Source organism: Polaromonas sp. (assembly GCF_012927485.1).
Classification (GTDB): domain Bacteria; phylum Pseudomonadota; class Gammaproteobacteria; order Burkholderiales; family Burkholderiaceae_C; genus Polaromonas.
In genome coordinates, this window is record NZ_JABBPC010000018.1 from 59087 (window position 1) to 79000 (window position 19914).

The following is a 19914-nucleotide window of genomic DNA, read 5'->3' on the forward strand; positions in this document are numbered from 1 at the left end:
CTTTAGCGACCGCGCTAAGGGAGTAAATGACCAAGAAGCTTCTCAAACTTCGCGCCGGAGTGCCGGAAACAGAATCACATCCCGGATGCTGGGGCTGTCAGTCAGCAACATCATCAGGCGGTCTATGCCTATCCCGCAGCCCCCGGTTGGCGGCATACCGTACTCCAGCGCACGGATGAAGTCGTGGTCGTAGAACATGGCTTCGTCATCACCGCCGTCCTTGGCCGCCACCTGAGCATTGAAGCGTGCGGCTTGTTCTTCGGCGTCGTTCAGCTCGCTGAACCCATTGCCGAATTCGCGGCCGGTGATGTAAAGCTCAAAGCGTTCGGTCACGCCAGGATTGGTGTCGCTGGCGCGGGCGAGTGGCGAAATTTCAACTGGGTGTTCGCAGATAAAGGTAGGTTGCCAGAGTTTTTCTTCAACGGTTTCTTCAAAATACAGCACTTGCAAACTTGCAAGGGAACGAGCCTGCAGGCGGTTTTTCGCTTCGGTCAAACCCAGCTTTTTCAACGCGTCGATCAGCCATCCCGCGTCGTCCACATGGTCTCCGGCTTCGGTATGTTTGAGGATGGCCTCGCGGATGGTGATGCGCTCAAAGGGCTGACTCAAGTCAACCGCTTTGCCGCCATAGGTCATTTGCAATGATCCAACCACCTTTTGTGCCGCGTCCCGAACCAGTGCTTCGGTAAATGTCATCAAATCGGCGTAGTTCCACCATGCCGCGTAGAACTCCATCATGGTGAACTCCGGGTTGTGGCGAACGCTGATGCCCTCGTTGCGGTAGCTGCGGTTGATTTCAAATACCCGTTCAAAGCCGCCCACGATCAGACGCTTGAGGTAGAGTTCGGGCGCGATGCGCAAGAACATTTCCTGGTCCAGCGCGTTGTGGTGGGTTTTGAATGGTTTGGCATTGGCACCGCCCGGAATCGGGTGGAGCATGGGGGTTTCCACTTCAAGAAAATCATGGGCGACCATGAACTCACGAATTCCGCTCACAGCCTTGCTGCGTGCCATAAAACGCTTGCGTGCTGCTTCGTCCATGATGAGGTCTACATAGCGCTGACGGTATTTGACTTCCTGATCCGCCATGCCATGAAATTTGTCGGGCAGGGGCCGAAGGCTTTTGGTCACCAGCCGAATCCTGTCGGCGTGAATGGACAGCTCGCCCGTTTTGGTTTTGAACAGCGTGCCCGCCGCCGACACGATGTCGCCCAAGTCCCAGTGCTTGAAGGCTGCGTGAACGTCTTCGCCTACCCCGTCATTGTTGATGTAAACCTGAATCCGTCCGCCGGACGGGCCAAACGAGGCGTCTTGCAAAGTTGCAAAGCTGGCTTTTCCCATCACGCGCTTGAGCATCATCCGCCCCGCGACGTGAACCTTGACCGCCAGCGACTCCAGTTCGTCCTTGCTTTTGCTGTCATATTGCGCGAATAGCGCTTCGGCCCGGTGTTCAGGCTTGACGTCGTTGGGGAAAGCGACGCCTTTACCGTCGGCCTCGTTTTGGCGGAGTAGTTTGAGCTTTTCGCGGCGTTCGATGATCAACCGGTTTTCATCCTGTGGAGCGGGGGCAGCGCTGGCTGCTGGGAGGGCGTTTAGTGGGGTGGACATAAGGTCGGTATTCCGGAAAGAGGTCGAGAAAGAGGGCGATGCGCCCTCTGCAAAAAGGGGGCTGAAAAACGCAGAACCTCTAATTTTAAGTTTTTCAGCGGCTGTTTTTTCCGCAGCGTGCTCAGGACGGCGTATTTACTCGGCCATACGGCGCAAACATTCGCCCAAAATTCAGAACGAAATACCGGTTCGTTCCAAAATATCGCCGACCAGCTCGAGTCTTAGCAACGGGTTATCCAGCATCATTAGCCTTTGTCGTAGCTCTAGCGGCATCGGCAGCAATTCACACCAGCGATTGGCGACCCAGCCGCAGTCATCCAGCGTGTACGGCGGCAATAGCGGCATTTGGGCAGCGGGAACGCCACGCTCTTTCAGGCTAGCGATCAATTTGGCAAGTGCCGAGGCGGTACTCTGCAAATCGTCGGGAATCCGGACGGACTGATCGTCCATCAGCCGGGTGACATCGGCGATCCAAAGACCATGTTTGAGTTTTTCCCGTCTGAAAATTTCAAACCGGTGAGTCCCCACGCAGTTGATCACCATCAGGCCAGGCTGGGATATCGAAAAATCGGTGATCGTTGCCAGGGTGCCCACGTTGCTGAAGGCCTCGGGCGCAAAATCACCTGCGGCGCGGTTGGGCGCCGTATGGTTGGGTCGGCGTACCTCCGAACCCTCAGTGAGCGAGACGATACCAAAAGGCGCTCCGGCCTTATGGCATTTGCCGATCATGTCGAGGTAGCGGACTTCAAAAATTCGCAGCGGTAGCAAACCGCCAGGATACAGAACGGTGTCTAGCGGAAACAGCGGGAGGGAGATCAGTGTCAGGTCGTCGGACATGGCGTCGTGCTTCAAATTGTGATCACCCATATCATCCCACGCTCCCTTGGAGTTACTTCTCTTCTGCACTCAAACACGCTAGGCCCAAAGGGACTATCCGATCGGCAGAAGAGCAGCGACGATACTTTCTTTTAGCTCACTGCGTCTGCCGGTTGTTTGAGCAGCATGGCCAGCGAGTTGGCCACCGTCTTGCGCAGTTCCCGGCGATCACAAATGAAATCAATGGCGCCTGTCGTTTGAAGGAATTCTGCGCGCTGAAACCCCTCGGGGAGGGTCACCCGCACAGTGGATTCAATGACGCGCGGGCCAGCGAAGCCTATCAGGGCCTTGGGCTCGGCGATCACGATGTCACCTACAAACGCAAAACCGGCACTGACGCCCCCCATGGTCGGATCGGTCAGCACGCTGATGTAAGGCAGATCTTTTTTGGCCAAGCGAGTTAGCGCCGCATTGGTTTTGGCCATCTGCATCAGGCTCAAGATACCCTCTTGCATACGCGCGCCCCCGGTGGCTGTGAAGCAGATAAACGGTACCTTTTGCTCGATGGCTGCATGCACACCCCTGACAAAGCGCTCGCCCACCACGCTCCCCATGCTGCCACCCATGAAGTCAAATTCAAAACAGGCGACCACGACGGCAATGCTGTGTACAGCACCGCCCATCACGACCAGCGCATCGGTTTCGCCAGTGTTCTCCATGGCCTCCTTGAGGCGCTCGGGGTATTTTCGGCTGTCCTTGAACTTAAGGGCATCCACCGGGAGCACTTCCTGCCCTAGTTCGTAGCGGCCTTCGGCGTCGAGGAAGGCGTCCAACCGGGCTCGTGCGCCGATACGGTGGTGGTGGCTGCACTGCGGGCAGACGTTCTGGTTTTTTTCCAGATCGGTCTTGTACAGCACGGCCTCGCAACTCGGACACTTGATCCACAAACCTTCAGGCACACTGCGGCGCTCGGTCGGGTTGGTGGGATTGATTTTTGGCGGAAGGAGTTTTTCTAACCAAGACATGGAGGTGGTCCTTGTGGGGATACGCGCTAGCGAAGCCGCTTTTGCTGCCATCGTTCGCAGCAGAAAAGCACAATTATGCGCTGGCTTTGGCGCACTAAAAATCAGTCCAAAGCCATTCGAATTTCCTTTAAAAAGTCGCGCGCAACCGCCGCGACTTTTTCCCGAGGCTGTTTCTCGATCAACTGAATGATCTTGCTGCCAATGACCACTGCGTCAGCGACTTTGCTGATGGCTTTAGCGGTCGCGGCGTCTCGAATGCCAAATCCCACGCCCACAGGTATGCTGACGTGTCGGCGAATGCGCGGAAGCATGGTTTCCACGGCATGTACATCCAGCGTACCCGCTCCTGTTACGCCTTTTAAAGAAACGTAATACACATAGCCGCTGGCCACTTCTGCCACTTGCGCCATGCGCGCGTCAGTACTTGTGGGTGCCAGTAAAAAGATCAGATCCATGCCGTGGTCACGCAGCTTGCGGGCAAATTCCACACACTCTTCAGGCGGGTAGTCAACGATCAACACGCCATCGACTCCGGCTTGGGCGGCGTCCCGGATGAAAGCGCTTTCGGATTGGCCCGCGCCGTGTTTGATGTCGTAGCGCTCGACCGGATTGGCGTAGCCCATCAGCACCACGGGGGTTTTATTGTCTTTCGTACGGAAGACTCGCACCATCTCGATAACCTGATCCAGTCCGACACCGAAGGCGAGTGCTTTGTCTCCGGCTTTCTGGATCACCGGTCCGTCGGCGCTCGGGTCGGAAAAAGGCACGCCCAGCTCGATCACGTCGGCGCCTCCGGCCACCATCCCGTGCATCAACTCCGGGGTAATGTCAGCAAACGGAAAGCCTGCGGTAACGTACGGAATGAGCGCCTTGCGGCCTCTACTTTTCAAGCTGGCGAAGGTCGCGGCGATACGGCTCATGAAGGTATCCCGTTGTGCTTGGCACCTTTCACGGCCAAGCCGCGCATGGAAGGTCGGTCATAGAAATCCGCGCCAGACAGGTCTGCCACAGTGCCGATGTCTTTGTCACCCCGACCTGACAGGTTGACCAGAATGCTTTCGTCGCTGCGCATGGTTTTGGCCAGCTTCATGGCATAGGCAATGGCGTGGGCGGACTCCAGCGCCGGAATAATGCCTTCGGTACGGCACAGGTAATGGAAAGCTTCCAGTGCTTCGATATCGGTAATGCCAACGTATTCAGCCCGCCCGATGTCTTTCAGGAAAGCGTGCTCGGGTCCCACACCGGGGTAGTCCAGTCCGGCGCTGATACTGTGGGTTTCTGTGACCTGACCGTCTTCATTCTGCAAAACATAGGTGCGATTGCCATGCAACACGCCCGGCAAACCGCGCTGAAGCGATGCCGAGTGCTTGCCGCTGTCAAGCCCTTCGCCCGCCGCTTCCACGCCGATCAGTCGGGTTTTTTCATAGCCGATATAAGGATGAAAAATACCCATGGCATTGCTGCCCCCGCCCACGCAGGCAACCACTGCATCGGGTTGTTTTCCGGCGTTCATCTCCGGCATCTGCGTGAGGCACTCGGTGCCAATCACACTCTGAAAATCGCGGACCATCATCGGATAGGGGTGGGGGCCGGCGACAGTACCGATGATATAAAAGGTGTCGTCCACGTTGGCGACCCAGTCGCGCATGGCTTCATTCAAGGCGTCTTTGAGCGTTTTGCTACCGCTTTCCACGGGCACCACGGTGGCGCCGAGAAGATTCATACGATAGACATTGGGACTCTGGCGCTTGACGTCTTCGCTGCCCATATAAACCACACATTCAAGTCCGTAGCGCGCGCAAATGGTGGCTGTGGCGACCCCGTGCTGTCCCGCGCCCGTTTCGGCGATGATGCGTGGCTTGCCCATGCGGCGGGCCAGCATCGCCTGCCCGATGGTGTTGTTGATCTTGTGCGCGCCGGTGTGGTTGAGGTCTTCGCGTTTGAGGTAAATTTGCGCACCGCCTTGCTCCCGGCTCATGCGTGCTGCGTGGTAAATGGGGGAAGGACGACCCACAAAATGCTTCAGTTCATAGTGAAATTCGGCCAGAAATTCCGGATCGTTATGGTATTTTTCGTAAGCCTCTTTTAGCTTATTGATGGCATGGGTCAGTGTTTCGGAAACGAAACTGCCGCCGTAAATTCCGAAGTGCCCGGCAAGGTCAGGTTGGTGATAGTCGTACATGGTTATTCACAAGTTGTTCGTCGGCAGCGCGAACGGCTGCGACAAATTGATTGATTTTGTCGGCGCTCTTGATTCCTTTCGAAATCTCGACGCCTGAGCTCACATCAACAGCCAGCGTTTTACAGCGCGGCCTGACTTGTAAAATGCCATCGGTCACATTTGCAGGCGTCAACCCACCAGACAAAACGAGGTGAGCATTGACGTTTGGAGGAAGCAGTGACCAATTGAATGTTTTTCCGCTGCCGCCATAACCCTCGACATGAGTGTCTAAAAGAATGGCTTGGGCAGCTTTGAAGTCTAATGCATATCTTACGAGATCAAACCGGAACCCGCTTGCGTTGGGGTTTTCGTCCAGTGGAATGCGTGCGGCTCGTATGAAAGGCCGGCCTACCTGAAGGCAATCTTCTGGTGACTCGTCGCCATGAAATTGAACCAAAGCCAAAGGAAGATCAGCGCAAGCAGCTATTATTTTTGTAGCGTGCGCATTGACAAATAGAAATACCGGGGTGACAAATGGCGGTAGCCGACGTGCCAGCTCGGCGGCACGTTTCGCCGAGACATAGCGCGGACTGGGTTCATACAGTACAAACCCAACCGCATCGGCACCCGCTGCCACTGCCGCATCCACGTCTTCCTCGCGGGTGAGGCCGCAGATTTTGACGCGTGTTCTTAAAGTCTTCACGCTGTTCACTTGGTGCAGGACGCTGCCTTGCAACGGGGTCACCTGATCTTGGCGCGACTCAGCGGCGCTCAGGTCGGAGTGAAAAGGGTTGTTGGCCGTAGTCATGGGAGCCAATCATAGGCTGCAGTGCGCGTCGGCAGGTCGTAGTGGTCTTCGTAAACTGGACCCAGAAAATACAGGCCGTCGGGTGAGAAGGTGGGGGCGGCCGCATTGCGATTGCGTGCTGCGACCACGTCTGCGAGCCAATCCGGCGGATAGCTGCCCTGGCCTATTGCCATCAAACACCCCATGATGTTGCGGATCATATGGTGCAAAAAAGCATTGGCCTCAAAATCAAAGCGCCAGTAGCCTGCGCGCTGAGAAATCTCAATCCGGCTGATGGTTTTGACGGGTGACTTGGCCTGGCACTGCGCGGCCCGGAACGAGCTGAAATCATGCTCGCCCACCAAATGCGTCAGGGCCTGCCGCATAGCGGCACCATTTAAAGGGCGGTACACCCAGCCAACGCGTCTCGCTTCCACGCTTGGGCGCACTGGCGACTCCAGTACAACGTAGGCGTATCGGCGCGCGATGGCGCTGCCGCGAGAGTGGAAATCGTTGGGGACTTGCTGCGCCCATTGCACCGCAATGTCGGGGGGGAGAAAGGTGTTGGTACCGCGCACCCAGGAGGAGGGTTCTCTCTGCACGGCGGTGTCGAAATGCACCACCTGCATCAGGGCGTGAACGCCTGCGTCCGTGCGTCCGGCGCACATGACACGCACTGCCTGGACAGCAAACCCAGCCAAAGCCAGTTCCAGTTTGTCCTGAACAGTATTGCCCGAGCGCTGACTTTGCCAGCCCTCGTAAGTGCTGCCGCTGTAACTCAGACCAAGCGCAATCCTCATGGGAAGCACCACACTGATGACTGCAAGGCGCTCAGGCCCCGTTTACGACAAGGCGTTGAGAAACGCCTGCGCTTTGACTTTTAACGGCCCGCTGGCTCCGGAGACCACTTCTTCGACCAGCGCTCTGGCGCCCTCAGTGTCACCCAAAGTCCGAAATTCTTCAGCCAGCAAGAATTTTGTTTCGAGCGGGTCATCGGATTTGACTGTGCCGGCACGCGCGGGGCTCTCAATCGTCGGCCCGTTCAGGTCTAGTGACAACGACCCCAAGTCAAATTCCATCATGCCGCTATTGGTTGGCGCTGGCCCTGCAGCCGCCTGGGTCGGCAGGGCCGGTTTAGGCGTGATACGCGATTCGGGCGTCAAGCTCGGCGCGTCGGACGGGAAAGCGATTTCCGGAAGGAATGCTTCACCAGGTTTGGACGCCAGTGCGGGAGCAGAGGCCTCAGGCGAGGTCAACGTCGTACTACTGAAATCCGTGTCTAGATCGCTTGATGTTGGGCTTGCCATCATCGCTACAGTGGGCACAAAGGCTTCCGTCGGAATAATTGACGAGGTAGCCGGAACGGTAGATTGGAAAGTGGTTGCGTTGGGTCCGTCACCCGACGAGAAATCCAGATCGAGGTCGATATCCACACTAGACGCCAACGAGGCCGCTGGTATAGGCTGACCTTTGGACGCGGCCCGGACCCCGGTCCCAGATGGGTCGGATTTGGCCGCCCCATCGGCATGCTTTCCTCCAACGGGCTGTCCGCCGGGAGAGTACATCGGGTTGGTGGGATTGAGCTCGCGGCCCATTTCAATGATGTACGCCCATTCGGGGCCGTGCCCGCCAGTGAGGTTGAAAGCTTCCCGGGCGACGGCGTCAAAAGCTTTGCTGTCGCGGCGCTTCGCGTAAATTTCCAGCAGCTTGGCATGGATGGCTACGCGCAGCGGGCTGGTGCGCAGGGCTTCTTTGAGAATTTCCTCTGCTTGCAGGTCGCGCCCATAAGCCAGATACACGTCGGCTTCGGCCACCGGGTCGACATCGCCCGCTGCATCCAGTACGCTCGGCGAGTACACCATCGATGAACCCGTGATGTTGGCTTCGTTGGTGTCGATGCGCTGACCGCCACTGGCGCCGAAGAAGGAGTCAGGTTGCAGTCGGCTTTCCAGGAAGGAACTGTCCACCTGGGCGCCGCGGTTGCGCTGGCGATAGCGGTAAAAACCTAAACCAGCCAGCAGCGCCAGTAGCACTCCGGCACCCGCAAGAAGCAGCGGGCTTTGAAGCAATTCATCAATCAGGCCAGGCTCAGGTTGCAGTATTGGGGTGATAACCAGAGGCTTCTTGGCAGCCACGACGGCCGGCGCTACTTCGGCGCTGGCCCTGGACGCCAAACCGACGGAGGCGGCATCGGAAGGCGCTGCACTGGCCACCGCGGCAGGGGCCGGTATAGGCGTGGCAATCAGTGAAGGTGCGGGCACTGCCAAGTTTGGCGCGGTGGCGGCGTTGGTCGCTGGCGCTGAGGTTGGGTCGGGCGCAGGAGCAGCGCCGAGTTTTTTGAGATCGCTGATATTTTTAGACAATTCTGCCATGCGAGTCGAGGCGTCTTTGACTTGTCTGTCCCTGGCGATTTTGTCTTCTGCCGCCGCCTTGCCTTGCACCGCCCCTTGGGAGAGTGTCAGCTTATCGGGTGCTGCGCTTGCGGACGCACGGTCTTCAATTTTGGCTTGTACCTTGCCCCCGGTCTGACGATCAGCGCTGGTGACTTGTGTCGTGGGTGCGCCCTCTGCAAGCTTACGGCGGAAGGCATTGAAATCCCTGCTTTGGGCAATGATGGTCTGGGTGGCTTCGCCTGCGGAAATCGCGCTGGCTGCTTCTGCGTTGGGAATGTCTAATACAGCGCCCGACTTGATCCGGTTGGCGTTGCCGCCGATGAAGGCGTCCGGATTGCTTCTGAGTAAGGCCACCAGCATCTGGTCTAGCGACACGCCGGCCAGCTTGTTCTGGGCTGCAATTTTTCCTGCGGTGTCCCCGGTTTTGACCGTAACCTGTTTGTCACCGGTAGGCGTTTTTTCGGCGGGACTGGCTCTGGCCGCAGGCACTTTGACAATCGGTGCCGGCCGCGCTACCGGCGGACTTGATGGGGGATAGGGGTTAGAAGCCATTCCGTTCCTAGGCGGCGCGGCGTTCGGAGTCGCCGGTCTAGAAAGGATTGGGGCGGTGGGCGCTATCGCCTCGCCTGCGTTAGCGGACCGCAGGTTGGGCGGGTCAAACAGCATGGAATAGTCGCGGGTAATCCGCCCGGAGGACCAGTTGGCTTCGAGAATCAGGTCCAAAAAAGGCTCGGTTACCGGGCGATTGGTCGTTAAGCGCAGGTAAGAACTGCCGTTCGCGCGGCGTTGCAGATTGACTTCGAGGCCTGCGATCACCGAGGTGAACTCAAGCCCTGCCGCCTTGAATCTCTCGGCCGGTGCAACCCCCGCCTTTAGGCTGGCTGCTTCTTCGGCATTGATGTCGGCGATGTCGATTTCTGCGCGAAGGGGCTCGCCCAGCGCCGATAGGACGGTGATTCGCCCCAACGCCAAAGCATGGGCCTCCAGACTTGCCAGGCTGCCCAGCAGCGCAATGGCGCCTGCCAAGGCACCGATATGCCAGCGACCGCGATGATTCATGGAGTGTTGAGCCTCGGGTGCCCGGTCTATATGTAACTTTTTTCTACTTAAGCGCACAAAAACCTTGAAGCAAATTTTGGAAAAACAACCTTAACATCAGCGCATTAGGCTGACAAGCTAAGACCCCACTTAAGTTTTGACGCAGCTAGTTAGCATCCGCTTACAAGTTTTAGATGTTGCCTGATGGCAACGTTTTTGGCAATTTTGTGCCAAAAGCTTAGGGGTGTCGACGGTTGCGATTTATTACATCTTTCAGGCTTGGAGAAGTATCCGCAACATGCGGCGCAGCGGCTCAGCGGCGCCCCATAACAGCTGATCGCCGACGGTGAACGCTCCCAAGTAATCCGGTCCCATGGCAAGCTTTCGCAGGCGTCCGACTGGAATTTTCAGAGTACCGGTCACTGCGACGGGTGTCAGGTCCTTGAGGGAGGCGTCGCGCGTGTTGGCGACCACGCTGACCCAGTCATTGTCAGCCGCGATCATGGCTTCGATGTCGGCCAGGGGCACATTTTTTTTGAGCTTGAAGGTCAGCGCCTGACTGTGGCACCGCATGGCGCCTATGCGAACGCAAAAGCCGTCTACCGGGGTTTCCGCCGTGCCGAAGCTCGCACCTTGGCCCAAGATCTTGTTGGTCTCGGCGCCGGCTTTCCATTCTTCCTTGCTCATGCCGTCACCCAGATCCTTGTCTATCCAGGGAATCAGGCTGCCGCCAAGCGGTGCGCCGAAGTTGATGGTTTCAAGCGCGCTTAGGGACTGTTGTTTGGCCAGAATGCGGCGATCAATTTCCAGAATGGCGGATTTCGGATCGTCCAGCAGGGTCTTGACTTCGCTGTTCAGCGTGCCGAACTGGGTCAACAGTTCTCGCATGTGCTGCGCGCCACCCCCCGACGCCGCTTGGTAGGTCATGCTGGTCATCCATTCCACGAGACCGGCTTTGTACAAGGCCCCCACGCCCATCAGCATGCAGCTGACCGTGCAATTGCCGCCGATCCAGTTGTTGCCACCCTTGGCCAGTGCATTCTTGATGACGGGCAGGTTGACCGGGTCCAGAACGATGACGGCGTCATCGTTCATTCGCAGGGTGGAGGCCGCATCAATCCAGTGGCCTTTCCAGCCCGCAGCGCGCAGCTTCGGGAAAACTTCCGACGTGTAGTCGCCACCCTGCGCGGTGATGATGATGTCGCACTTTTTGAGCGACTCAATGTCGAACGCATCCTTGAGGGTAATTTCGTTTTTTGCCTGGGCTGGCGCTTTGCCGCCGGCATTCGAAGTAGAGAAGAAAACAGGCTCGATCAGCTCGAAGTCACCTTCAGCCTGCATGCGGTCGATCAGCACCGAACCGACCATGCCGCGCCAGCCTATCAATCCTGTGAGATTGCCTGCGTGTTTCATGCGGTTGTCCTTCAAGAAGTGCGTTAGAAATAAAAGGTTCTTGACTGGTTCCTCGAACCCGCGGGCACGAGAAACCTGACTTTCCCGCCTTTTGTAGTGGTTGTTTTGGTGATGCAGATAAACGCCAGCGCCCAACTTCGAGATCGCCAAGGAACGGAATGACGAAGAACTCTAGGGCTTCTGCCCATGGGGTTGATTGTAGCTAGCGTCGGCTGCCAGGACGAATCGAATTCCACGCTTGTCTTGCAGATGTAATCATCGCGCGTCTTTGTCGTTGGCTACGCTTGGCAACAGAACAACAAGGGGTTGGTCGCGGGAAAGTGTTCCGGATTCGGTTAGCCGCCGCTGGGCCTGAGCGTAATTTAGCGAGATGGCCAGCTGGCCCGCTTCACAGAATGCGGTTAAACCACAGCAACGACAAAGCGGCAGAGAGTAAGGCCAGCGCCGCTGCCGTTAAGGCGAGAAGTCCCGAAATTTCGGTTTCTTTTTTCTCGACGGCTAGCCGGGAACTGAGGGTTTCATAGACCTTTTTGAGGTTTCCTGCGGTACCCGCATAAAAGTATTCCGCTTGCGTTGCGCGGGCGATGCCTCTTAAGGTCTCCTCGTCGAGTTTGACGCGCATGGACCAGCCTTCAAAGCCAATGGTTTCGCCTTCTACAGTACCCACGCCGACGGTGTACACGCGCACTCCGCGGTCTGCGGCTTCCTTGGCCGCGTCGAGCGAATCTACGCCGGTCGTGCGCTGACCGTCAGTCAACAAAATAATAGCAGCCGAGGTATAGGAGCCGGGCGCAACCGGGGCGAAGTCTTTCCTGGGGACCTTGCCGTCCATTCCCTGATTAAAGGCCTGGTCGAGCGCGGTGCCGCGCGGACGCTCGCGACCAAACTGCAGGGAGGCAAGATCGATCCCCGCGTCCGGGAATAGTTCGGCCAGTGACACCATGATGCCGTTGCCAATCGCAGTGCCGCGCTGAAGCTGAAACTTGTCGATGGCCGCAGTCAGATCTTCACGGCTCAGGGTCGGCGGCTGTACCACTGCGGCGGTGCCTGCAAACGCGACAATTCCTACCCGGACAGTGCGCGGCAGATCAGCCAGAAAGGCCTTGGCTGCGTTTTGCGAAGCCACCAAGCGATTGGGCAGTACATCGGTAGCGCGCATGCTGCCTGACACGTCCATGGCCAGCATGATGGTTTGGCGTTCCGACGGCAGCGTGACAACAGCAAACGGGCGTGAAGACGCTACCAGCATGGCGGCGAAGGACAGCAAAAACAGCAGCGGTGGAATATGGCGGCGAATGCTTTGGCTTTTCCCCATGGCTTCACGCACGATGGACAGGCTGGCATATTGAAGGGCCATTTTTTTCTTGCGCCCAAGGAGCCAGACATACACCGCGATCAGTACCGGGATGGTCAACAGCAACCAGAGAAATTGGGGCCAAAGAAAAGTCATAAAACTTCTTGGCTCCTTTCAGGTGGCGTACTTCAGGTGAGCGGGCAGCTTGCCGGCAGCATGGGCACCCAAAGAACGACTGCGGCGTTTGCGTAGCTCAGTGAAACGCATGAGGGCATCCACCAGCTTGTCATCGGTTGAAAGCTCAAGCGTATCGACACTGGCGCGCGCCAGTGCCTGCCTTAGCTCGGCTTCGCGCTGCGCAGCAATCTGCACAAAGCGCCTGCGAAAGCCGGCATCGTGGGTATCGACCAACAATTGCTCGCCGGTTTCCGCATCTCGGATCGGAATCAGGCCCAGATCGGGCAACTCCAACTCCAGCGGGTCCAGCAGGCGCACCGCAATCACTTCGTGTCGCTGGGCGAGCAAGCCTAAAGCCTTTTCCCAGCCTGGTTCGCTGATGAAATCAGACACTACAAACAGCGTGGAGCGCCGACGCACCAGCCTAGCAGCAGACTGCAGCAGCTCATGCAGACGCGTCGTGCCGCTGTTCGCGCTGGCATCAGCCGCTGGCGGCCGCCTCTGCAGGGTATGCAGCAAGTGCAGGACGTGATGGCGACCACCCCGCGCCGGAATCACCGTATCAACGCCGGTGCCATAAAGTATGGCGCCGATGCGATTACCGCGGCGAGTCAGTAATCGCGCCAGCACGGCTACAAATTCAGTCGACACATCCCGCTTGTGCTGTTCGCCAGAGCCGAAGTCCACCGACGGGCTCAGGTCGAGTAAAAACCAGGCACTCATTTCGCGGTCTTCGGTGAAAACACGCACGTGCGGCTGCTGCAGCCGGGCGGTCACGTTCCAGTCAATGTGGCGGATATCGTCGTGATACTGGTACTCGCGCAGATCCGCCAGGTCCATTCCCGTTCCCCGGAGCAATGTGCGGTAATCGCCCTGCAGCAGGCCGTCGAGGCGGCGTAACACCGTCCATTCCAGCCGACGCAGTAATTGTTCTGCACTGGCGGCTGAAAATTTATTCCCGGGTAGGTCAGGCGGCGAGTTTTTCATGCTCGAGAGGTTTCGCAGGCGTTGAAATTTTGGCCATTATTTTCTCTATCAGGCCATCGGCAGTGAGTCCTTCGGACAGCGCTTCATAGGACAGCACCAACCGGTGTCGCAGCACGTCGGGTACGAGGTCGGTCATGTCTTCGGGCAGGGCGTAAGTCCGGCCTCGCAACATGGCCAGCGCCCGGGCGCCTTCTGTCAGGTTGATGGTGGCGCGTGGGCTGGCACCAAAGGTGATGAAGCGGGCTAGATCTTTCAGCCCGTGTTTTGTGGGATTTCGGGTGGCAGAGACCAGCCGGACCGCATATTGAACCAGCGATGGGTCGACATAGATACAGCGACATTCGGCCTGCAAGGCGGCCAGTTGATCGGTCGTGGCCACGGCGGATACCGTGACGGCAGGCCCGGTAACGCGCTGCACGATGACGAACTCTTCTTCTTCGGTGGGGTAGTCCACCAGCACATTCATCATGAACCGGTCCACCTGCGCTTCGGGCAACGGATAAGTTCCCTCGGTCTCAATCGGATTTTGTGTGGCCATCACTAAAAAAGGCGTGGGTACTTTATGCGTCATGCCGGCAATCGTGACCTGGCGTTCCTGCATCACCTCCAGCAGCGCACTTTGCACTTTGGCAGGCGCCCGGTTGATCTCGTCGGCCAGAAGCAAGTTGGTGAAAACAGGCCCGAGAGCGGTGCTGAACTCGCCGGTTTTCTGGTTGTAGATACGGGTGCCCACCAGGTCGGCCGGCACCAGATCCGGTGTGAACTGAATCCGCTTGAACTCGCCGCGTATCGTGTTGGCGAGCGTTTTTACCGTCAAGGTTTTGGCCAGGCCGGGGACGCCCTCCACCAGCAGATGTCCTTGGGCCAGGATGGCGACCATGACGCGCTCCAGAAAACGGTCCTGCCCGACCACCACCCGTTTCACCTCGTAAAGAATCTGCTCCATCAACCGCGCCGTTTCAGGGTGGGGGTGCAAGTGAGCGCCGAATTGATTCAGGGGGGGCGATTCCATTCGAGTCCTTCAGAAGGGAGACAGGCCGGCGGCCGAGGCCGCATTTTCAATCGGCACGGCAAAGCCAATGCCGATAAATGTGCGCTGCTGGTTAGGGTTGTAAATGGCGGTCACGATACCGATCACTTCACCGTCCATGGTGACCAGCGGGCCACCTGAATTGCCGGGGTTGGCGGCCGCATCAAATTGGATCAGGTTGCTCAGCTGCTGTTTGCCGCCGGGTGACCGGAAGGTGCGCTGGAGCCCCGATATGACTCCGCTAGACGCCGAGGGGCCGATGCCAAAGGGATAGCCCACAACCATCACCTGATCGCCGGGCGCCAAATCGGCGGTTGAACGGAGGGTTGCCGCCGGAAGATCGTCGGGAATGGTGTGCGCCTGTAAAACGGCGAGGTCGTTTTCCGGCTGCACGCCCGTCAGAGAGGCGATGGATTCCAGGCCGTCTGCAAAGGTAACTTTAATTATTTTGGCACCCTGCACCACATGCAGATTGGTCAGAATGACGCCCTTGTCCACAATCACCACGCCGGTTCCCACACTGCGCTCGGCAGAGGTTTGATCACCCTTTTCTTGACCCATACCCACGACGCGCACTACCGACGGGCTGATGGCTTCGTAGGCTTTTGCCGCTGGTGACGGTAGGGTGGTGGTGTCCAGCGTCTTCAATACGGCTGCGTTGATATCTTCCTGCGTCAACTGACGGACCGTCGAGCGCAACGGGAAGGAAAAACTCAGTGCCAGTAACAGCGCCATCAAGCCCACCACCGACCAAAGCAGATACAACTGCTTGGCAGCCAGTTGTTTTATAAGCCGGGAAGAATAGGAAGGACGCGAATCGTTTGCCAGCGGGGACTGTGTTTCGGCGTCGGCCGCGCCCGAAGGGTTGCTCCCACTGCGGGCGTGGTTGGTACGGCTGGAGCTACTGTAAAGGGCAGGCCTTCGCATCCGTTCACCTAAGTGGTAAGCATTAAAACCTGGTCGCAACGCACTAAATCATTAGCTACACCGTAGCACGATTTTTGAATTGCTGCACGTCCTTCATCGATCCGCGAGGGACCCTCGTCACAGACGAGTTTTTAGCGTGAAGGGATACCGTGGAGCGGTAAATTTTCGCCAACCGATGGGTGTTTCAGGTCGCCTCGCGACGGACGGGTTTTCGCAGCAAGCTGAGCGCCAGTGCCGCAGAGGCCAGCATCAGAAACAGGCTGACTGCATTCAGGACCGGCGTGGCCCCCTCGCGCATCCGGCCGTACATCATGACCGTGAGCGGCGCGTCCGAGCCCACCAGCATCAGGGTGGTATTGAAATTCTCAAAAGACATTAAAAACGAAATGACTGCAGCACCCGCCAATGCCGGTTTAAGTGCCGGTAGCGTGATGGTGGCAAACACAGCAGTGCGCGACGCGCCGAGGTTGTAGGCAGCGTCTTCCAGGGTAATGTCGAAACGTTTGAGGCGCGCCGCAATGATCAGCGTGGCAATCGACACGATGTAGGAAAACTGGCCGAGCACCACCAAGGGCAATCCAGGGCGCAGGAAATCAAGCTCCAGACCCCACATATCGTCCGCAAATTGTGCCATCCGGCTCGCAAAGGCGAGTATCGAGATACCCAGAATCACGCCCGGTATCACCAGCGGAGCCAACATCAGTAGCGACAAAAGCTGTTTGCCCGGAAACCGGCTGCGCTCAATCAAAAAAGCATTGGTCGTGCCGACAAAAACTGCCAGCAACGTCACCCAACAGGCCACCACCACGCTGGTCCAGAGGCTTGCCATCAAGGGTGCATCGGCAAACAGGCCGGTGCGCCCCGCGCGGTTGCCAAAAAACCAGTCGAGGGTAAAACCGCGCCATGGCGGGGCAGGGTAGGGCGCGTCGTTGAACGCAAACACCGCCACCACCAGCAGCGGCAAAAACAAAAAAGCGAAAAAAAGAAACCCATAAGCCAAGGTGCTCGCACGCAGCCAGGCGGGACGGGGCAAGGAGGCAATCATGATCGACTCATCACTTCGCCGAATTTCTGGCCCGTGAGCTTCAGACCCAGCCAGACGATAGCGGTTGACAGTCCCAGCAGCAAAAAGCCGAAGGCCGCTCCCTGCTCCCAATTAAAGCGGGTAATGAACTGGGTGTAGATCTGCTCGGTAAACCAGAGCGAGTTTTTGCCGCCAAGCAGGGTGGGTGTCAGGTAATTTCCCAAGGTCAGCATAAAGACCACGATGCAGCCCGCCAGAATGCCCGGTGCCGCGTGCGGAATCACGATCTGGCGAAGGATGGAGGGGCCGTTCCCTCCCAAGTCGTAGGCGGCTTCAATCAAGGTGTCGTCAAGGCTTTCCAGCGCGCTGATGAGCGGCACCACCATGAACAACATCGAGGTGTAAACCAGGCCGACCAAAATGGTCGCGTCCCGATAGAGCATTTCTACCGGCGCCTCCGTAAGACCCAGTTGCACCAGTACGGCGGGCAGCACGCCCGATTCGCGCAACAAAATCATCCATCCCAGCGTGCGCACGGTTTCGCTTACCCAAAAAGGAATCAGGCACATCACCAGCAGCAGGGACTTTGTGCGACCGCGTACCAGCTTCGCAATGATCCAGGCCACCGGAAAGGCCAGCAGCAGCGTGATCAGGGTGGCCAGGATGGACATCAGGGCAGTTCGCACGAAGGTGTGCCAATACAAAGGCTCCTCAATGAATGTGCGGTACTGCGCCAGGCTGGGCTCGTATTGCCGAGGACCAACGCGAACCCGCAGGGACAGCACCGCCAAGTCAAGATGCGGCAGCACAATCAGGCCCACCAGCCAGATCAGTGCGGGCGCCAGCAGCAAAAAGAGCATCAGCTTGCCCTGGCTCACAGCCGCGGCAGCGCCCGTACCCGTAGAAGCGTATTCAGTTCGCATGAGCCCCCGAAGTAGCGCCGCCGGCCACGGCAAAGCACACGGCGTGCTGCGGATCAAAGCTAAAGGCGACGGTTTCCCCAACCCGAAGGTCCGCAAAACGACCAGTCTGTGGCAGGGCAATTCGAAACTCGGTGCGGGTGCTGGTCTCGCGCAGCAGTGCGGCAGAGTTGGCGCCGTCAAACAGCAGGCTTTCGACGTTGCCGGAATGGCTGGCGTGGCCTGCAGGCAATTCACCCGGGTTGCGCGCAAGGCTGACCGCTTCCGGACGCACGAAGGCCTCAACGGCCTGCCCAGCGCTCACCTTGCCCACTGCGCGGGCGCGCATGGCCAAACCTTGATCGGTCGTGAAAGCCACCAGGCCCGACCCTCCCGAGGCCTCGACATGGGTAGCATGGCCCAAGACGCGGTTGTTGGCGCCCACAAAACCCGCCACAAACGGCGTTTGCGGTTCATAGTAAAGCTGCTGGGGTGTGCCTACTTGCTCAAAGCTGCCCGCGTTCATGACCGCGACATGGTCGGACAGCACCAGTGCTTCTGACTGATCGTGCGTGATGTAGACGAACGTGGTGCCAAAGGCGGCCTGCAGTTGTTTGAGCTCGACCTTCATGTGCTCGCGAAGTTTAAGGTCCAGCGCCCCCAACGGTTCGTCAAGGAGCAGCAAGGTGGGCTCCAGCACCAGACTCCGGGCGATGGCCACGCGCTGCCTTTGCCCGCCCGAGAGCTGGTCGACCCGTTTGCTCTGCATGCCTGGAAGGCTCACGCGTTCCAGCATGGCGCCCACGCGTCGGGCGATTTCTGCGCGCGCCAGATCGCGCCTTGCCAGGCCGTAGCCGACGTTTTCGCCCACCGACATCATGGGAAACAGCGCCAAATGCTGAAACACCATGTTGACGGGCCGCCGATTGGGCGGCACGCCGTTCATCGGCTTGCCTCCAATGTGGATCTGGCCCGTGTCGGGAGTAAGAAAGCCGGCGATCATGCGCAGCAAGGTGGTTTTGCCGCAGCCGGAAGGCCCGAGGATGGAAAAGAAGCTGCCCCGCTCGACAGTAAAGGACAAGTCCTTTACCGCGAGCTGTCCGCCGTAATGTTTACCGAGATGTTCGGCTTGAAGGTCTATGTCCACCGGTTGCGTCGCGGGCCGCTGTTATGGAGCCGCTTTTATGCGGTCCAGCACACGGCCTTCGATCTCTTCGATGCCGGCCGGAACCGCGGGATACCATTTGACATTCTTCAGCGCGGCCTCAGGAAAGCTGGCGGCAAACTGGGCTTTGAGCTTGGGGTCCATCAGCTGGTCCGCACCTTTTGCGGCAGTGAAGTTGCCAGCAGAACGAGCCACCTTGGCCGCAATTTCAGGGCGCATGTTGAAATTGATCCAGGCGTAGGCGGCAGCGTCATTACGGCCTTTGGCAGGAATCGCAAAGGTGTCGATCCAGCCGAGTGCCCCTGATTTGGGCGCAATGAACTGAATCTCAGGTTTTTCGCTGTTGAGTTTCCAGCCGCCCGTGTCCCACATCATGGCGCCGACGACTTCGCCAGCACGCATGCTGTTGAGTAACTGGTCCTTGTTGTCCCAGTAAAACTTGATGTTGCTCTTACAGGCCATCATGGTTTTGCCCACGTCTTCCATCAGCGCGGCGTAGGCTTTGGGATCGTTATACAGTGCGAACGGATCCTTGCCAGCTGCAAATGCAAACGCCAGCAGGGTCGGCCGCTTCAGGCGAACAGCGGTCTTGCCTTTGACGTCGGCCTTGCACAAATCGGGATAGTCGTTCATTTTCGCAAGCTTGGTGTTGACCACCAGCCCATCCGTGCCCCAGATGTGCGGCAGACCATAGACCTTGCCTGCCAGCGTGGTGTTCTTTTTGGTGGCTTCGAGCATGGACGGAATAAACAACTCGGACTTGATTTTGCTCATGTCCATGGGTTTGTAAATGCCAAACTCTTGCTGAGGACCAGAGATTCGGTCTTGCGAGGGTTGCGCCAAATCAAAACCCGCGCCGCCCGTGGCGCGCAACTTGGAGATCATTTCCTCGTTGTTCGACAGCGTGACCTCCACGTCGATCCCGGTTTCCTTTTTAAACTGCGTCACGACCTCAGCTGGCACATAGTCGGCCCAGGTAATTAGCCGCAGCTTTTGGTCCTGGGCCCAAAGCGGGCTGGCCAAGCTGGAAGCAACGAGACCCGCTCCAATAATGTGGGAAATCAGGCGCGATAGTTTCATGGTGGTTTCCTGGTTGACGGGGTGATGGTTAACAGGCGAGCGAGCGGAAAAAAGAAGGCTCAGTAGGGTCCCCCTATTTCCGGCAAAAAT

At 58.0% G+C, this 19914-nt stretch carries 17 protein-coding genes; all 17 read right to left on the reverse strand.

Annotated features, from left to right (window positions below; translation table 11 throughout):
• Nucleotides 1–42 precede the first annotated feature (42 nt).
• Nucleotides 43–1608 (reverse strand): lysine--tRNA ligase, encoded by a 1566-nt coding sequence (lysS, locus tag HHJ16_RS07810; protein ID WP_293642034.1) that lies wholly within the window; start codon nt 1606–1608, stop codon nt 43–45.
• Between the two features lie 171 nt (nt 1609–1779).
• Nucleotides 1780–2475, reverse strand: a complete 696-nt coding sequence (locus HHJ16_RS07815) for an LON peptidase substrate-binding domain-containing protein (protein ID WP_293642035.1) — start codon at nt 2473–2475, stop codon at nt 1780–1782.
• A gap of 101 nt (nt 2476–2576) precedes the next feature.
• The gene (accD, locus tag HHJ16_RS07820; protein WP_293642036.1) at nt 2577–3449 is read right to left on the reverse strand and encodes an acetyl-CoA carboxylase, carboxyltransferase subunit beta; all 873 of its coding nucleotides are present in this window, start codon (nt 3447–3449) and stop codon (nt 2577–2579) included.
• Between the two features lie 101 nt (nt 3450–3550).
• Complete coding sequence (gene trpA / locus HHJ16_RS07825; protein WP_293642037.1) at nt 3551–4369, reverse strand: tryptophan synthase subunit alpha; 819 nt, start codon at nt 4367–4369, stop codon at nt 3551–3553.
• Nucleotides 4366–5631, reverse strand: a complete 1266-nt coding sequence (trpB, locus tag HHJ16_RS07830; protein WP_293642038.1) for a tryptophan synthase subunit beta — start codon at nt 5629–5631, stop codon at nt 4366–4368. The genes trpA and trpB overlap by 4 nt, the downstream gene beginning before the upstream one ends.
• A complete protein-coding gene (locus tag HHJ16_RS07835) occupies nt 5609–6322 on the reverse strand; it encodes a phosphoribosylanthranilate isomerase (protein WP_293642072.1) in 714 nt (237 codons plus the stop codon). The genes trpB and HHJ16_RS07835 overlap by 23 nt, the downstream gene beginning before the upstream one ends.
• Nucleotides 6323–6414: 92 nt before the next feature.
• The gene (gene truA / locus HHJ16_RS07840) at nt 6415–7197 is read right to left on the reverse strand and encodes a tRNA pseudouridine(38-40) synthase TruA (RefSeq protein ID WP_293642039.1); all 783 of its coding nucleotides are present in this window, start codon (nt 7195–7197) and stop codon (nt 6415–6417) included.
• A gap of 42 nt (nt 7198–7239) precedes the next feature.
• A complete protein-coding gene (locus HHJ16_RS07845) occupies nt 7240–9849 on the reverse strand; it encodes a FimV/HubP family polar landmark protein (RefSeq protein ID WP_293642040.1) in 2610 nt (869 codons plus the stop codon).
• A gap of 252 nt (nt 9850–10101) precedes the next feature.
• Nucleotides 10102–11241, reverse strand: a complete 1140-nt coding sequence (gene asd / locus HHJ16_RS07850; RefSeq protein ID WP_293642041.1) for an aspartate-semialdehyde dehydrogenase — start codon at nt 11239–11241, stop codon at nt 10102–10104.
• A 388-nt stretch (nt 11242–11629) separates the two neighbouring features.
• Nucleotides 11630–12691, reverse strand: coding sequence for a VWA domain-containing protein (locus HHJ16_RS07855; protein ID WP_293642042.1), 1062 nt, complete (start codon nt 12689–12691; stop codon nt 11630–11632).
• Between the two features lie 18 nt (nt 12692–12709).
• Nucleotides 12710–13699: a DUF58 domain-containing protein gene (locus HHJ16_RS07860; RefSeq protein ID WP_293642043.1), complete on the reverse strand. Its 990-nt coding sequence runs from the start codon at nt 13697–13699 to the stop codon at nt 12710–12712.
• Nucleotides 13680–14711 carry a MoxR family ATPase gene (locus HHJ16_RS07865; RefSeq protein WP_293642044.1) on the reverse strand — a complete coding sequence of 344 codons (1032 nt, stop codon included), beginning with the start codon at nt 14709–14711 and terminating at the stop codon, nt 13680–13682. The genes HHJ16_RS07860 and HHJ16_RS07865 overlap by 20 nt, the downstream gene beginning before the upstream one ends.
• Nucleotides 14712–14720: 9 nt before the next feature.
• A complete protein-coding gene (locus HHJ16_RS07870) occupies nt 14721–15656 on the reverse strand; it encodes a trypsin-like peptidase domain-containing protein (protein WP_293642045.1) in 936 nt (311 codons plus the stop codon).
• A 184-nt stretch (nt 15657–15840) separates the two neighbouring features.
• Nucleotides 15841–16701: an ABC transporter permease subunit gene (locus HHJ16_RS07875; protein WP_293642046.1), complete on the reverse strand. Its 861-nt coding sequence runs from the start codon at nt 16699–16701 to the stop codon at nt 15841–15843.
• Nucleotides 16698–17603 (reverse strand): ABC transporter permease, encoded by a 906-nt coding sequence (locus tag HHJ16_RS07880; RefSeq protein ID WP_293642047.1) that lies wholly within the window; start codon nt 17601–17603, stop codon nt 16698–16700. The genes HHJ16_RS07875 and HHJ16_RS07880 overlap by 4 nt, the downstream gene beginning before the upstream one ends.
• Nucleotides 17593–18726 carry an ABC transporter ATP-binding protein gene (locus tag HHJ16_RS07885; RefSeq protein ID WP_293642048.1) on the reverse strand — a complete coding sequence of 378 codons (1134 nt, stop codon included), beginning with the start codon at nt 18724–18726 and terminating at the stop codon, nt 17593–17595. The genes HHJ16_RS07880 and HHJ16_RS07885 overlap by 11 nt, the downstream gene beginning before the upstream one ends.
• Before the next feature lie 21 nt (nt 18727–18747).
• A complete protein-coding gene (locus HHJ16_RS07890; RefSeq protein WP_293642049.1) occupies nt 18748–19824 on the reverse strand; it encodes an extracellular solute-binding protein in 1077 nt (358 codons plus the stop codon).
• Nucleotides 19825–19914: the final 90 nt, after the last annotated feature.

Bases quoted from the DNA above. Each gene is read 5' to 3' on its own strand.
- lysS (WP_293642034.1), bottom strand. From the start codon at position 1,608: ATGTCCACCCCACTAAACGCCCTCCCAGCAGCCAGCGCTGCCCCCGCT.
- HHJ16_RS07815 (WP_293642035.1), bottom strand. From the start codon at position 2,475: ATGGGTGATCACAATTTGAAGCACGACGCCATGTCCGACGACCTGACA.
- accD (WP_293642036.1), bottom strand. From the start codon at position 3,449: ATGTCTTGGTTAGAAAAACTCCTTCCGCCAAAAATCAATCCCACCAAC.
- trpA (WP_293642037.1), bottom strand. From the start codon at position 4,369: ATGAGCCGTATCGCCGCGACCTTCGCCAGCTTGAAAAGTAGAGGCCGC.
- trpB (WP_293642038.1), bottom strand. From the start codon at position 5,631: ATGTACGACTATCACCAACCTGACCTTGCCGGGCACTTCGGAATTTAC.
- truA (WP_293642039.1), bottom strand. From the start codon at position 7,197: ATGAGGATTGCGCTTGGTCTGAGTTACAGCGGCAGCACTTACGAGGGC.
- HHJ16_RS07845 (WP_293642040.1), bottom strand. From the start codon at position 9,849: ATGAATCATCGCGGTCGCTGGCATATCGGTGCCTTGGCAGGCGCCATT.
- asd (WP_293642041.1), bottom strand. From the start codon at position 11,241: ATGAAACACGCAGGCAATCTCACAGGATTGATAGGCTGGCGCGGCATG.
- HHJ16_RS07855 (WP_293642042.1), bottom strand. From the start codon at position 12,691: ATGACTTTTCTTTGGCCCCAATTTCTCTGGTTGCTGTTGACCATCCCG.
- HHJ16_RS07860 (WP_293642043.1), bottom strand. From the start codon at position 13,699: ATGAAAAACTCGCCGCCTGACCTACCCGGGAATAAATTTTCAGCCGCC.
- HHJ16_RS07865 (WP_293642044.1), bottom strand. From the start codon at position 14,711: ATGGAATCGCCCCCCCTGAATCAATTCGGCGCTCACTTGCACCCCCAC.
- HHJ16_RS07870 (WP_293642045.1), bottom strand. From the start codon at position 15,656: ATGCGAAGGCCTGCCCTTTACAGTAGCTCCAGCCGTACCAACCACGCC.
- HHJ16_RS07875 (WP_293642046.1), bottom strand. From the start codon at position 16,701: ATGATTGCCTCCTTGCCCCGTCCCGCCTGGCTGCGTGCGAGCACCTTG.
- HHJ16_RS07880 (WP_293642047.1), bottom strand. From the start codon at position 17,603: ATGCGAACTGAATACGCTTCTACGGGTACGGGCGCTGCCGCGGCTGTG.
- HHJ16_RS07890 (WP_293642049.1), bottom strand. From the start codon at position 19,824: ATGAAACTATCGCGCCTGATTTCCCACATTATTGGAGCGGGTCTCGTT.